General features: G+C 68.0%; 9 protein-coding genes. 8 read left to right on the plus strand and 1 reads right to left on the minus strand.

Annotation, left to right across the window (positions count from 1 at the left end):
• Positions 1 to 42 precede the first annotated feature (42 nt).
• From DKM19_RS20050 to DKM19_RS20090, 8 genes are all read left to right on the plus strand, one after another.
• A complete protein-coding gene (locus DKM19_RS20050; RefSeq protein WP_110697318.1) occupies positions 43 to 954 on the plus strand; it encodes an SDR family oxidoreductase in 912 nt (303 codons plus the stop codon).
• A gap of 640 nt (positions 955 to 1,594) precedes the next feature.
• The gene (locus DKM19_RS20060; RefSeq protein ID WP_110697322.1) at positions 1,595 to 2,617 is read left to right on the plus strand and encodes a LacI family DNA-binding transcriptional regulator; all 1,023 of its coding nucleotides are present in this window, start codon (positions 1,595 to 1,597) and stop codon (positions 2,615 to 2,617) included.
• A gap of 880 nt (positions 2,618 to 3,497) precedes the next feature.
• On the plus strand, positions 3,498 to 4,904 hold the full coding sequence (locus DKM19_RS20065) for an extracellular solute-binding protein (protein ID WP_110697324.1): 1,407 nt from the start codon (positions 3,498 to 3,500) through the stop codon (positions 4,902 to 4,904).
• Between the two features lie 78 nt (positions 4,905 to 4,982).
• Positions 4,983 to 5,906, plus strand: coding sequence for a carbohydrate ABC transporter permease (locus DKM19_RS20070; RefSeq protein WP_110697326.1), 924 nt, complete (start codon positions 4,983 to 4,985; stop codon positions 5,904 to 5,906).
• A 10-nt stretch (positions 5,907 to 5,916) separates the two neighbouring features.
• Complete coding sequence (locus DKM19_RS20075; protein ID WP_239514343.1) at positions 5,917 to 6,900, plus strand: carbohydrate ABC transporter permease; 984 nt, start codon at positions 5,917 to 5,919, stop codon at positions 6,898 to 6,900.
• A 39-nt stretch (positions 6,901 to 6,939) separates the two neighbouring features.
• Entirely contained in the window at positions 6,940 to 8,478 is a 1,539-nt protein-coding gene (locus tag DKM19_RS20080) for a glycoside hydrolase family 13 protein (RefSeq protein ID WP_110697328.1), read from the plus strand.
• A gap of 198 nt (positions 8,479 to 8,676) precedes the next feature.
• Positions 8,677 to 9,438 (plus strand): TSUP family transporter, encoded by a 762-nt coding sequence (locus DKM19_RS20085; RefSeq protein WP_369990567.1) that lies wholly within the window; start codon positions 8,677 to 8,679, stop codon positions 9,436 to 9,438.
• A gap of 324 nt (positions 9,439 to 9,762) precedes the next feature.
• The gene (locus DKM19_RS20090; RefSeq protein WP_162641626.1) at positions 9,763 to 11,367 is read left to right on the plus strand and encodes an alpha/beta hydrolase domain-containing protein; all 1,605 of its coding nucleotides are present in this window, start codon (positions 9,763 to 9,765) and stop codon (positions 11,365 to 11,367) included.
• A gap of 258 nt (positions 11,368 to 11,625) precedes the next feature.
• Here the strand turns inward: DKM19_RS20090 and DKM19_RS20095 are convergent, their stop codons facing one another.
• Positions 11,626 to 13,089 carry an MFS transporter gene (locus DKM19_RS20095; protein WP_204358887.1) on the minus strand — a complete coding sequence of 488 codons (1,464 nt, stop codon included), beginning with the start codon at positions 13,087 to 13,089 and terminating at the stop codon, positions 11,626 to 11,628.
• Positions 13,090 to 13,383: the final 294 nt, after the last annotated feature.

Here is a 13,383-nt window from a genome sequence, read left to right on the forward strand (position 1 = left end):
GTTCAGCGGTCCCGGTGCACACACCCGCAGAGAGAGCGTGTCATGCATATTTTTGTCACCGGTGGTTCTGGCCAGACCGGCCCCGCCGTCGTCGCCGAGCTTGTCGCGGCCGGCCACGACGTCACCGGTCTGGCGCGCTCGGATGCCGCCGCCGCCCGGCTGGAGTCGCTGGGCGCCACACCACACCGCGGCTCCCTGGACGACCTCGACAGCCTGCGCCGTGGCGCGGAAGCCGCCGACGGAGTCCTGCACATGGCCTACGGCGGGGACTTCTCCGACCTCGACGACATGATGAGGCGCGACCGGACCGCGATCGAGGCGCTTGGCCGGCCGTTGGAACACTCGGGCAAGCCACTCGTCATCACCTCGGGCACGCTGGTGATGCCCGCCGGCCGGGAGACCACCGAGAAGGACGAGCCCGACGCGGCCGGGATCGCGGCCTTCCGCATCGCGGGCGAGCGAGCCTGTCTGGACTTCGTCGCCCAGGGAGTACGCGCGAGCGTGGTCCGCCTCGCTCCTACCGTCCACGGCCCTGAAGACCACGGCTTCATCCCCATGCTCATCGCCACCGCACGAAAGACCGGCGTCTCGGCCTACGTCGGCGACGGCACCAACCGGTGGCCCGCAGTACACCGGCTCGACGCCGCGGTCCTGTTCCGCCTGGCACTGGAGAAGGCGCCTGCGGGCAGCGTGCTGCACGGAGCAGCCGAAAGCGGCGTCACCATGAAGAACATCGCGCAGACGATCGCCCGGGGCCTGGATCTGCCGATGGTCTCGCTGACCCCCGACGAGGCCGCCGGGCACTACGTCAGCCCGTTCATGGCCAGGGTCTACGGCTTCGACGCGCCCGTCTCCAGTGCTCACACGCAGGATCTGCTCGGCTGGTCTCCCACCCATCCGACACTTCTCGATGACCTGGAGCACGGCGACTACTTGGCCACGCCTGCCTTCTGACCCCCTCCGACCCACCCGAACTCCCGTCGTCGGTGTCCTCGGGGACGTCCGGGTCGAGCCGTTCCAGTGGAGATTCACCACCTCCGAACCGGACGATCTGCCGGCCAGGCTCGACCGGCGCGCCACCGATCACCAGGAAGAATCCTCCGCCGCCCAGTCAGCCTGATCAACCCACGAAGGATTTCCGGAACTGACCACTGAGCCCCGGGGGGACCGAGACTCCAGGAGGCCCGCTCTATGCCTGTTCCAGGCCGCTTTTCATCGTTTGCCACCGGATCCAGAGGGGAGGTGATGCCACTGTCTTGACAAAGTCCCGGAACGAGGCGATGCCTGTGTCATAGAATTACGATCATATGTCCGCAATATTTCGTGCCTAAATGGCAAAGATTTGAGTGATATTCGTCACGTTGAAGTCGTGGGCCTGCGGAAGCCTGGACCGGTCCAGGCCGCTTGGAGGGGAATCCGAGGGGGATCGGCGCTCCGGAGGTGCGAGGAGGCCCTTCTGGGCAACGACAATTGGGCTCAATAGGGCATAGAGTTCTCATACGGAGTCATCCACGTTGAGCCCTACTTATTCGGTATGACGCTGGATCGCAAAATTTTTGTAACTGCTTGCGCATCCTGTCGTATGCTTGCGTCTATGACGCGCAGGCTTGCTGAGGTGGCCAAGAAGGTTGGAATGAGCGAGGCGACGGTGAGTCGCGTGCTCAACGGCAAGCGTGGCGTCTCGGAGGCGACTCGGGAGGCCGTGCTGACGGCCCTCGACGTCCTCGGCTACGAGCGCCCGACCCGCCTCCGCGGTGACCGGGCCCGTCTGGTGGGCCTGGTCCTCCCCGAGCTGCAGAACCCGATCTTCCCCGCGTTCGCGGAGGTCGTCGGCGGCGCGCTCGCCCAGCAGGGTTTCACCTCGGTGCTGTGCACCCGGACCGTGGGCGGGGTCTCGGAGTCCGACTACGTCGATCTGCTGCTCTCCCAGCACGTCTCGGGGATGGTCTTCGCCGGCGGGATGTACGCCCAGGGGGACGCCTCCCACGAGCACTACGAGCGGATCCTGGAGCGGCGCCTGCCCACCGTCCTGGTGAACGCCTCGGTCGGGCATCTCAGTTTCCCGCAGGTCTCCTGCGACGACGTCGCCGCCGCGGAGATGGCGGCCGGGCACCTGCGGGCCCTCGGGCACGAGCGCATCGGGATGGTGATGGGCCCCTCCGACCACATGCCCTCCCGCCGCAAGCTGGACACCTTCGCCGCCTACGCGCAGCTCCACGGCCTTGAGTTCGGCGAGGAGTCCGTCGAGCACGCCATGTTCTCGCTGGAGGGGGGACACGCCGCCGCGGCCCGGCTGGTACGGCGGGGCTTCACCGGCCTCATCTGCGCCAGCGACCTGCTCGCCCTGGGGGCGGTCCGTGCCGCCAGGCGCGCCGGCCTGGCGGTGCCGCGCGACATCTCCGTGATCGGGTACGACGACTCGGCCCTGATGAACTGCGTCGACCCGCCGCTGACCACGGTGCGCCAGCCGATCGACGCGATGGGCCGCGCGGCGGTGGATCTGCTCATCGCCCAGATCGACGCGGCCACCGTGCAGGGGGACGAACTGTTGTTCGAGCCCGAGCTGGTGGTGCGCGCCTCCACCGCCCCGGCGACCCGCAAGCCCGTCGCGGCCTGACCGTCCCGGTCCGCGGGACCACCTCGATCCGGCGCCTCGGCCCGGCCGCCGTCCTGACCCGCCGGTCCGTCGCGGATCGTTTCGGCCCGGCCCGGCCCGACCATCCCAGCCCATCCCGGCCTGCGGATCGTTTCTGCCCGGCCGCGGTCCTGACCTACTGGTCCGTCGTGGCCCGTCCTGCCCCGGCCCGGCCGTCGCGATCTGTGGGCCGTCGCGGATCGCGACGGCCCGGCTGCCCCCGTCTGTTCGGCCGTCCCGGCCCGCGGGCCCGTCGCAGACCGTTCCTGCCCGGCCGCCCCGCTCGGTGATCATCCCGGTGCCGGTCCCGGCCCGCGACCGTCCGGGGTCGTGTGATCGGCCGGCGATCGTCGCGGTGCGCCGGCCTCGGCCGGCCGGAGCCGTGTGATCGGCCGTGTGATCGGCCCGCCTCGGAGGTCTCGGTCCGTGACGATCCCGGGCCGCGGGCCCGTTCGGGTCTGACCGATCCGGTCCCGGACCGCCCGTCCGTCGTGGCCCGTTGCCGGTCGAGGGCTGCCCGGCCGTTGCAAGCATGCCGCAGCCTGATCGTCTCAGGCCCGCCCCGCCGCCCGCCCACGGTGCCCGGTTGCGGCCGTTGGCGGGCGTCTCCGGCGAAGTTCGCCGCTCAAGATCCTCACAAGAAATTGACATCAACGGACATCTTCGTGCAAACGATCAATTATCACCTGTGCTGTAGGACCGTTTCTGCAGGTCAGCCCGTATATCTCCCGACTATCCGGACATTACGGGCCGATAGCCAACCGCTCACTGTCACTTTTTTGCATCACTGATGACGAAGTCTTGCTACTCCCTGCACGCCTCTATATGTTTCTCGCAACCGACCCGCCAAGGAGTCTCCTCGATGAAATCCCGCAAGCTCTCGATGCTGCTAGCCGCAGCGATCGCACTCACCGCCGCAGGGTGCGGCTCCAGCGACTCCAGCGGCTCCAGCGGCGCCGGAAACGCTCCCACCGCCTCTTCGTCTTCGAGTGGCGCCGCGGCCGGCGGAGAGGCGCCGGTGTCGATCACGGTCAACTGCATGCCGCCGAAGACGAACGCAGCGCAGCGCACGACCTTCGAAGAGGACATCGCGGCTTTCCAGAAGCAGTACCCCTACATCACCATTTCCAAGGCCACCGACGCCTTCCCCTGCTACGAGCCGCGCACCTTCGAGGCCAAACTCGCCGGTGGCGAGCTTGAGACGGTCTTCTACGTCAACTTCCCGAACGTGGGCCGCCTCATGGCGGACGGCCAGGCCGCCGACATCACGCCCTACACCAGTGAGCTGAAGACGTTCGCCGACTACAACAGCTCCCTGGACCTCTTCAAGAAGGACGGCAAGGTCTACGGCCTGCCGACCGACGGCTACGGCATGGGCCTGGTCTACAACAAGGAGGTCTTCACCAAGGCCGGCCTCGACCCGAACACCCCGCCCAAGACATGGGCCGAGGTGCAGGCCGCAGCGAAGAAGATCGCCGGGCTCGGCGCCGGTTACGTCGGCTTCGGCGAGTACAGCGGTAACAACGTCGGCGGCTGGCACTTCAGCGCCTCCCTCTACGGCCGCGGTGGCTCGGTCATCACGGACGACGGCACGAAGGCCGCCTTCAACACCCCCGAGGGCAAGGCCGTGCTGGAGAACCTCAAGCAGATGCGGTGGGCCGACAACAGCATGGGCTCCCGCCTCTACATCGACTGGCCCGCCCTGATGAAGGCCATGGGCGCCGGCAAGATGGGCATGATGCTGGGCGCGCCCGACGTGCTCATCTCGCTGCGCAACGACTTCGGCGGCAAGTTCGAGAACTACGCGGTCACCGCGCAGCCCGAGGCCAAGGCCCTGTTCAACGGCGGCGCCGGCTACATGATCAACCCCAAGTCCACCCCGGAGCAGATCAAGGCCGGCCTCAAGTGGATCGAGTACGAGTTCCTCACCCCCGGCAAGGGTCAGCTCGACTACGTGCGGGCCAAGGGCGCTGACCTGACCGTCGGCCAGCCCTACCCCGACCTGTACGGCGCGGACACCCCGTCCGGCCAGGCCGTCGTCGAGCTGCGCAAGGCGAACGCCAACATCGACGCCGCTCAGTTCGCCGGCTGGGTGGAGGGCTCCAAGGGCATCCCGTCCAAGGCGGAGCCGGGTCCGTACGCCCAGGAGATCTACAAGATTCTCGACACCCCGATGTCGGCCGTGCTGACCCGCCAGGACGCCAACATCGATCAGCTCCTCGCTGACGCCGAGACGAAGGTCAACTCCCTGCTGGCCTCGAAGGGCTGACCGTTCGATAATCCGGGGCGCCGGCCGTCACCCGCACGGCCGGCGCCCCGGCAATCATGCCGAGATCGGAAACACACGATGACCACAGCGAGTACCCCGGTAGCGGGCCGCAAGCAGCGGCAGCCCACGAAACTGCGGCGCTCTGTCAAACGCAACCTGACCGCCTACGGCTTCCTGTGCGGCGCGCTGATCTGCTTCGCGTTCTTCTCCTGGTACCCGATGGTCTGGGAGGTTATCCTCAGCTTCCAGCAGACCAACTTCGTGGACCCGGCCGTATGGGTGGGGTTTGAGAACTTCCGCACGGTCTTCAACGACCCGGTCTTCGCGCCCGCCTGGATCAACACCGCGCTGTTCACCGTGCTGGCCCTGCTCTGCGGCTACGCGATCCCCTTCGTCATCGCGATCGTCCTCAACGAGTTGCGGCATGCGCGTGCCTACCTGCGCTTCATCGTCTACCTGCCGGTCATGCTGCCGCCCGCGGTGGGCGTCCTGCTGTTCCAGTGGTTCTACGACCCCGACTACGGACTGTTCAACCAGATCCTCGGGATCTTCAGCCTGCCGGGCCTGCAGTGGCTCAACTCCACCAGCACCGCACTGATCTCGCTGGTCATCGTCTCCACCTGGTCGAACCTGGGCAGCGGCACGCTGATCTACCTCGCCGCCCTGCAGACCATCCCGAGCGAGCTGTACGAGGCCGCCGAGCTCGACGGCGCCGGCCTCTTCAAGCGGATCAGGCACGTCACGATCCCGCAGACCAAGCTGATCCTGCTGGTGATGCTGATGCTGCAGATCGTGGCGACCATGCAGGTCTTCATCGAGCCCTATCTGCTCACCGGAGGCGGCCCGGAGGACGCCACGGTCAGCGTCGTCTACCTCATGTACCAGTACGCCTTCAACTTCGGCAACCTCAACGCCGGCAACGCGCTCGGCCTGATGCTCATGATCGTGCTCATGGTGTTCTCCGCCATCTACCTGCGCCTCTCGCGCGACAACACGGTGTGAGGGGATAAACGTGTCCAACATCACCATCACCCCGGGACGCTCCGCCGGCACGCCGCCCACGCCCGCTCCGAAGCACCAGCGTGGTCGCACGCCCCGGCGTCCCCGGAAGACGATGCACCCGCAGTTCCGCACCGCGGTCTCGCCGCACCAACTCAACACCACCCGCGGCCGGATCATCTACTGGATCGTGCTGGTGGTCGTGGTGGTGAGCTTCACCGCCGCGTTCGTCTTCCCGCTCTACTGGATGATCACCGGTGCGATGAAGTCCTCCGAGGAACTCAACGCGATCCCGCCGACCTTCCTGCCGGAGCACCTGTCCTTCGACGGCTACCTGGAGGCGTGGGACCTACTCGGCCTGGGCACGCTGCTCGGCAACACCGTCCTCTACGCGGGCGGCGCCTGGCTGCTGACGCTCGCCATCGACGTCACGGCGGCCTACGCCCTGTCCAAGCTCCGCCCGGTGCTCGGCAAGGTCGTCCTGGCCCTGATGCTGGCGACGCTGATGATCCCGCCCATGGTCATCATGCTCCCGGCGTACCTCACGGTGAAGGATCTGCCGATCTTCGGCTGGAACCTGCTCAACACCCCGTGGGCGATCTGGCTGCCGGCCGCGGCCAACGGCTTCAACATCTTCCTGCTCAAGCGCTTCTTCGACTCGATCCCCAAGGAACTGCTCGAAGCCGCCGAGATCGACGGCGCGTCGCCGGTGCGCATCCTGTGGTCGGTGGTGATGCCGATCTCCCGCCCCATCCTCGGCGTGGTCTCCATCCTCACCGTCGTGAACGTCTGGCGGGACTTCGTCTGGCCGCTGCTCGTCCTGCCGGACAGCGAAAAGATGTCCATCAGCATCGGCATCGCCTCGCTCTCCTCGCAGATGCCGCAGAACGTGCTCATCGCATCGCTGGTGATCGCGAGTATCCCGACCATTGTGGTCTTTTTCATATTCCAGCGCAGCATCATGGCCGGCCTCACGGCCGGCAGCCTCAAGGGCTGACTTCGTCACCCACACTCAACCGCGAGGAGTTGTTCCAGCATGTCGGAAACGTGGTGGCGGGGAGCCGCGATCTACCAGGTCTATCTGCGGAGTTTCGCCGATGGCAATGGTGATGGGATCGGGGACCTTGCCGGCCTGCGTAGTCGTCTGCCCTATCTGTCAGACCTGGGGATCGGCGCGATCTGGCTTAACCCGTGGTACCCGTCACCGATGGCCGACGGCGGCTATGACGTGGCCGACTACCGGGACATCGAGCCGTCGTTCGGGACACTGGCCGAGGCGGAGCAGTTCATCGAGGAGGCACACGCGCTGGGTATCCGCGTCATCATCGACGTGGTGCCCAACCACAGTTCCGACCAGAGCGCCTGGTTCCAGGAGGCCCTGGCCGCCGGACCGGGGTCGGCGGCCAGAGAGCGGTTCTGGTTCAAGGACGAGCCGAACGACTGGAAGTCCATCTTCGGCGGCCCGGCCTGGACGCAGGTCCCCGACGGGCAGTGGTACCTGCACCTGTTCGCTCCCGAGCAGCCCGACTTCAACTGGACCAACCCGGAGGTGCACCAGGAGTTCCACGACGTGCTGCGGTTCTGGTTCGACCGCGGTGTCGACGGCATCCGCATCGACTCGGCCGCCGTGCTGGTCAAGGACTTCGACGGTGGCGACCCCGAGGGCTACACCGACCTGGCCGAGGTGCACGACGTCTACCGGAGCTGGCGCCGTCTGTCCGACGAGTACGACGAGCGGCTCCTGATCGGCGAGGTCTGGTTCCCCGACCAGGAGCGTTTCGCCCGCTACCTGCGCCCCGACGAGCTGCACACCGCGTTCAACTTCGACTTCCTGGGAAGTCCGTGGGACCCGGCGGCGCTGCGCGCGTCGATCGAGCAGACCATCGCCACGCACGTGCCACTCGGCGCTCCGGCGACCTGGGTGCTGTCCAACCACGACGTCGTCCGTCCGGTCACCCGGTACGGCAGGGCCAACACCTCCTGGGACAACGGCAACCGCAGGGACGGCGTGCCGTCCGACCTCGAACTCGGCTACCGCCGCGCCAGGGCGGCGGCGCTGCTCGCCATGGCGTTGCCCGGAAGCGTCTACGTCTACCAGGGGGAGGAGCTCGGTCTGCCCGAGGTCGAGGACATCCCCGACGAGCTCCGCGAGGACCCGATGTGGCACCGTTCGGGCCACGCCGTCGTCGGCCGGGACGGCTGCCGCGTGCCGCTGCCCTGGTCGGGGGATGAGACGCCGTTCGGGTTCGGGACGGGAAATCCGTGGCTGCCGCAGCCGGAGGCGTGGAAGAAGGTCACCGTCGAGGCCCAGCAGGCGGATCTGGGCTCGATGCTCAACCTCTACCGCACCGCCCTGCACCTGCGCCGCGAGTGGCTTGAGGGCGGAGGCATCACCTGGCTGGACCTCGGTCCCGAGGTGCTCGCCTTCGCCCGCGAGTCGGGCCTGACCTGCGTCGTCAACCTGGCCGCCGACCCCGTGAGGCTGCCGCCCCACGAGTCCGTCCTGCTGGCCAGCGGCTCCATCGAGGGCGACGAGCTTCCCTCCGACACCGCCGTGTGGCTCCGTACGACCTGATCATCTCGCCACCTCGCAGAAGACGGGTCGCCTTCCCGTAGGAGGCCCGTCACGGTTGCCCCTGCCCCGCATCGGCGGCCGCCGCATCGACGGCCGCTCCCGGCCTGTGTGCCCCCCGGCACAGGCCGGGAGCGGCCGGTTTTCGTTTCTCCGCTACGCTCTGCCGGGCGATTTATGACTCGGGGGCTTTTGGTGGGTATAGCGGATATTGTCCTGCTGCTTGTTGCCGCGACCGGCGCGGGGTGGGTCGACGCCGTGGTCGGCGGGGGAGGGCTGCTGCAGCTTCCCGCGCTCCTGGTGGCCGGGGTTCCGCCGGTCCATGCGCTGGCCACCAACAAGTTCGCCTCCATCTTCGGCACGGCGTCGGCCGCCGTCACCTACGCCAGGACCACGAAGATCGACAGACGGGTCGCGGTGCCCGCAGGGCTGGCCGCGGTGGCGTTCGCCGGACTCGGTGCGGCGTCGGCGTCGGCCATCTCCCAGGACGCGCTGGCCCCGCTGGTCATGGTCGTCCTGATCGGCGTGGCACTGTTCGTCACCTTGCGTCCGGCGTTCGGCACCCACCTCCGTCTCCACCTGCGCACCCCTGCCCGCGCCCTGTCCGTGATCGCCGTCACCGGCGTGGGAATCGCCTTCTACGACGGCATCCTGGGCCCCGGCACGGGCACTTTCCTGATCATCGCCTTCACGACGATCCTCGGCATGGACTTCGTGAGCGGCTCTGCCCACTCCAAGATCGTCAACTCGTGCACGAACCTGGGCGCCCTGCTGGTCTTCGCCTACCAGGGACACGTGCTGTGGCTGCTCGGCCTGACCATGGCCGTGTGCAACATCGCCGGAGCTCAGCTCGGCGCCCGGATGGCCCTGCGCCGGGGCGCCAAGTTCGTGCGGATCGTCCTGCTCTGCGTGGTGACCGCGATGGTGGCCAAGCTCGGATACGGGCAGTTCTTCGGTTCTTGACATCCGCCCCGTCCCGAAGGACGGGGATTCCCACCTGCCGCGTGTGCGGCTCCGGGGGGTTACCGCATAGCCGATCGCGAGACGGAGCGCGGTCCAGGTGGCCGTGCCGCGCGGAATGCCGCCCACCCGAGGATCCGGCGGACTTCGACCGGTTTCAACCGGCGGGGCGCGCCCATGAGGATCGGGCGGAGATCGCGCTCACCGGTCCATTGACAGAAGGATCTACTAGAGGAAAGCTCTGTAACGTCTGCGCGTCATGGTTACGTCTGGGACATTTCCCCACTTGCATGCGGGCCTCGTCGAAGTTCTTCGGAGGTACTTCCTGTGACCGGTTTGATCGAACCTTCCCCTGCGACCGGTGGCCGTCGACGGCATCCCCGGCGACCCTCGTGGCGGACCGCCGGGGTGATCGTCGCGGTGGCGGCGCTCGTGGCCGCCGGCGCCGGCTCGGCGTCCGCGGCCGGCACGTCGGCGACCTCCTCGAAGGGCGCGGCGCTCGGCACGCCGACGGCCCTGCGGCTTGGCGCATCGGCGACCTCCTCGAAGGCGGCGCTTGGCGCATCGACGGGCTCCTCGAAGGCGGGGACGCCCGGGGCGGTGGCCTCACCCGTCGTCAGCGGCCCGGTGACCGGGGGCACACACGGCTTTCCCTTCACCTCCTCCGCGGTCGATCTGCGCTCGCACGGGTACGCCGAGCAGGAGTACTTCTTCTCCGGCACCGCCCGCACCTTCACCTCGGAGCAGCCGCTGACCAGCGACGGCAAGTGGAAGGTGCAGCAGGGTTCCCCGGCGCCCTACAAATCCCGGATGGTGGTGCGGGCGCCCATCGATCCGAAGAGGTTCAACGGCACGGTCGTCGTCGAGTGGCTCAACGTCACCGCGGGACGTGACATCGACGTCGACTGGGACTACGGATACAACCAGCTCCTTCGCGACGGCTTCGCCTACGTCGGCGTCACCGCCCAGACCGTCGGCTTCAACGCCCTCACCGCGTGGGACCCCGAGAGGTACGGCTCCCTGAGCAGCCCGTCCGACGACTACTCCTACGACATCTTCAGCCAGGCGGGTCAGGCGCTCCGCTCGACCGGCCCGGGCAGCCCCCTGCGCGGCCTGCGCGCCAGACATCTCATCGCCGATGGCGAGTCGCAGTCCGCGGGGCGGATGACCACCTATGTCAACGCCGTCGCACCCTCCGCGAAGGTCTATGACGGTTATCTCATCCACAGCAACGGCGCCACCGGAGCCGTCCTGTCCGGCACGTTGCGGCCGCCCACGCCGACGTTCCTCCGTACCGACCTCTCCCGGCCGGTGCTCAACTTCGAGACCGAGACCGACGTGCTGGGCCACCTCCCGGCGCGGCAGCCCGACGACAGGTTCCACCGTCTGTGGGAGGCGGCCGGCACGGCCCACGTGGACAACGACATCCTGGTCTTCATGGGGTACCAGAGCCATCGCCAGACCCCGCAGTCGATCGACCCGGTGTGCACCGCACAGCGCAACACCGCTCCTCAGAGCTATCTGTTCGACACCGCCTACGCCGCCCTGCGGTCCTGGGTGGTCTCGGGCAAACTGCCGCCGACGGCTCCGCGCATGCAGATCAACGCCGAGGGCACCGACGTGGCCAGGGACTCCTTCGGAAACGGTCTGGGCGGGATCCGGCTGCCGCAGCTGGAGGTGCCCACGGCGACGCTGACCGGAGTGGGCAACACGGCCGCCGACGCCAACCCGATCTCGGCGTTCTGCCGTCTCTTCGGGACGACCGTCCCGTTCGACGCGGCGACGCTGGCCAAGCTCTACCCGACCCACAACGCCTACGTGCGGGCCTTCACCGCGGCGACCAGGAAGCTCGCCGCGCAGGGCTTCCTATTGCCCGACAACGAGCGGGCCGCCCTGTTCGCCGCCGAGCAGGCCCCGGTCCCCGCCGGCTGACCCGGAGGGATACGGGCTCTGGGGAACATCGGTACCGCCGCCGGCGCAAGCATTCGATCTTGGCTGCCCAGCACGGCGATCCGGTACCGCACGGAGGTCGGGAAAGATCCACGTCCGCACGTGTCCCGCACGGGCGGGCGTGGCCGCACCTGTGCACCTGGGCGACGGCAGGACCCGCATGAAACCTCGTCGCCTCGGCGGTGGCCCCGCCCGCCGCGGGGTGATACCCGCCCCAAGGCAATCAGTGGAATTCTCCCGCTACTGCCTTGGGGCGGATCCGATGAGCCGGATATCTTCTTCTCCCTGCAGCTCCGCATCCACAGTCGTTTCCCCCGAAGCGCGTCGCGAGAGAGCCCGGCTTCCAACCGCGATGGCGAGCGCGACGAGGATCAGGATCGCCGCGACGGCGAACGTGACCCGCATGCCGGTGGCAACGGCCCCGGAGCGCGCCGTTGTGACGTCTGTCGTCGCCGATGCGAACGCGAACACGGCGCCCATGACGGAGGTGCCGGTGATGAGCCCGAGATTGCGCGACAGGTTGAGCATGCCGGAAGTGACGCCTCGCCGATCCGGGTGGACGCCTGCCATGACGGCGGTGTTGTTGGCCGTCTGGAACACCGCATAACCGGCGGTGATGACAACGATGGGGGCGATGTAGCCGGAGATGCCGGGCGTCCCCGACCTCATGGACAGAATGAGGGAACCGGTCGCTATTCCGATGAGCCCAACGACGGTCATGCGTTGTGCGCCAAAACGGTCCGCAACGCGACCGGCCGGCACACCGGTCAGCGCGGCGACAAGCGGACCGACCGACAGGACGAGTCCGACAAGAGCCTCATCGAGCCCGAGCGTACGAGAGAGATAGAACGGCCCGACCACCAGCGTCGCCATCATCACCGTCGAGACGAGCATGCTCATGGCGAGACTCGCACTCAGCGCTGGATCGCGGAACATCGCCAATCGGATCAAGGGTGACACCGCTCTCGCCTCGGCGCGCACGAAGAGGCCCACTCCGAAGGCGGCGGCCAGCAGCAGGGCCAGGTTGAACGGACCGAAACTGCCGTGCCCGGTTGTCATGGCGAGCGCATAGGCCGCGAGTGTCAGGGCGAGCAGCAGCGTGCCCACATTGTCGAAGCGAGCCCGATCCGCCTTGGGTTTCCGCTGGTCAACGGGCAGGTAGCGGTGCGCGAGAAGAAAAGTCAGGACGCCCAGCGGTGCGTTGACGAGGAAGATCGCCCGCCAGCCGAGTCCGGCGATCAGGACGCCGCCCAGCGACGGACCGAGAGCGGTGCCGATCGCGGACATCGTTCCGAGCAGCCCCATGGCCCTGCCGGTCTTCGCCTTCGGCACCGTCTCACCGACAAACGCCATGGTGAGAGCCATCATGACGGCCGCTCCGAGACCCTGCGCCGCCCGGGCGGCAACCAGCAGCCAGAGTGTGGGCGCGATGCCGCACAGGACCGAGGCCACCGTGAAGAGGGAGATCCCGGCCAGCAGCAGCCGTCGGCGGCCGATGATGTCACCGAGTCGTCCGACGCTGACGATCAGGGTGGTGATGGCGAGGAGATAGGCGAGGACGATCCACTGGACTTCCTGGAAAGAGGCGGTGAACGCCTGCGCCAACGTCGGCAGGGCGACATTGGCGATACTGGTGCCGAGCGAGGACAGCAACATGGACAGCGAAAGGCCGGCGAGCGCCCACCGAACCGATGGGGCGGCCATGGCCGCCCCATCGACGTCGGTGTGGTCGTGTCCGGGTCCGGAAGCGTTGTGTGGGCTCATGCCCGGGAGCGTGCACCCGCCGGGCTGAACCGGCAACTTCCGTTGCCGGTTCCGGGAAAGAGGGATGGAATGCCCGACTGGTTCGGCAGCGCGGGCGGGCAGCCCGTCGAGATCCTCAGCCATTTCGGGAGACGGGGGGAGCGGCGTGCACGTCGGCGCGAAGCTCCGCGCGTGACGGCCGGTCCTCCGTCCTGGTGGGCGGGCACGACGCGGGTGTCGACCGAGCGGCCCGCC

The sequence above is a fragment of the Streptosporangium sp. 'caverna' genome (assembly GCF_003203775.1).
GTDB classification, from domain to species: domain Bacteria; phylum Actinomycetota; class Actinomycetes; order Streptosporangiales; family Streptosporangiaceae; genus Streptosporangium; species Streptosporangium subroseum.

Excerpts from the sequence above, each read along its gene's own strand:
- DKM19_RS20065 (WP_110697324.1), top strand. The coding sequence starts at position 3,498 with ATGAAATCCCGCAAGCTCTCGATGCTGCTAGCCGCAGCGATCGCACTC.
- DKM19_RS20095 (WP_204358887.1), bottom strand. The coding sequence starts at position 13,089 with ATGGCCGCCCCATCGGTTCGGTGGGCGCTCGCCGGCCTTTCGCTGTCC.
- DKM19_RS20050 (WP_110697318.1), top strand. The coding sequence starts at position 43 with ATGCATATTTTTGTCACCGGTGGTTCTGGCCAGACCGGCCCCGCCGTC.
- DKM19_RS20070 (WP_110697326.1), top strand. The coding sequence starts at position 4,983 with ATGACCACAGCGAGTACCCCGGTAGCGGGCCGCAAGCAGCGGCAGCCC.
- DKM19_RS20080 (WP_110697328.1), top strand. The coding sequence starts at position 6,940 with ATGTCGGAAACGTGGTGGCGGGGAGCCGCGATCTACCAGGTCTATCTG.
- DKM19_RS20060 (WP_110697322.1), top strand. The coding sequence starts at position 1,595 with ATGACGCGCAGGCTTGCTGAGGTGGCCAAGAAGGTTGGAATGAGCGAG.